This is a genomic window from Ruegeria sp. BG5, from assembly GCF_056538425.1.
The window spans coordinates 1-1,001 of the sequence record NZ_JBQFTC010000019.1 but is presented as its reverse complement, the minus strand read 5'-3'; the positions used below and the strand labels follow the sequence as shown (position 1 = coordinate 1,001).

The window sequence follows — 1,001 nt, the reverse complement described above, 5'->3', positions numbered from 1 at the left end:
GGCTTTTTCACCCAATCCCTGTCCGACCGCGACCCGGAACTTTTCGGCTCGATCACATCCGAGCTGGGCCGCCAGCGCGACGAGATCGAGTTGATCGCGTCCGAGAACATCGTCTCTGCCGCCGTGATGGAGGCGCAGGGCTCGGTCATGACCAACAAATACGCCGAAGGCTATCCCGGTCGGCGCTACTATGGCGGCTGCCAGTTCGTCGATATTGCCGAGAATCTGGCCATCGACCGCGCCAAGGAACTGTTTGGCTGCGGCTTTGCCAATGTGCAGCCGAACTCTGGCTCTCAGGCCAACCAGGGTGTATTTCAGGCGTTGATCCAGCCCGGCGACACCATTCTGGGCATGAGCCTGGACGCAGGCGGACACCTGACCCATGGCGCGCGCCCGAACCAGTCGGGCAAGTGGTTCAACGCGGTGCAATATGGCGTCCGCAAAGAAGACAACATGCTGGACTATGGTCAGGTCGAGGCGCTGGCGAAGGAACACCAGCCCAAGCTGATCATCGCCGGAGGCTCGGCCATCCCGCGTCAGATCGACTTTGCCCGCATGCGTCAGATCGCCGACATGGTCGGCGCGTATCTGCACGTGGACATGGCGCACTTTGCCGGTCTGGTGGCAGCGGGCGAACACCCCTCTCCTTTCCCGCATGCGCATGTGGCGACCACGACGACTCACAAAACCCTGCGCGGCCCGCGTGGGGGTATGATCCTGACCAATGATGAAGATATCGCTAAGAAAGTGAACTCGGCGATCTTCCCCGGCATTCAGGGCGGCCCGCTGATGCATGTGATCGCGGCCAAGGCCGTGGCCTTTGGCGAGGCGCTGCGGCCTGAGTTCAAATCCTACATCCAGCAGGTCGTGACCAACGCGCAGGCGCTGTCGGACCAGCTGATCAAGGGCGGTCTGGACACGGTGACCCACGGCACCGACACCCATGTGGTTCTGGTCGACCTGCGCCCCAAGGGCGTCAAGGGCAACGCCACCGAAAAGGC

General features: G+C 62.4%; 1 protein-coding gene. It reads left to right on the top strand.

Annotated features, from left to right (window positions below; all coding sequences use genetic code 11):
- A partial coding sequence (gene glyA, locus ACR0KX_RS21075) for a serine hydroxymethyltransferase (RefSeq protein ID WP_480708772.1) occupies nucleotides 1–1,001 on the top strand: 1,001 nt, incomplete at both ends.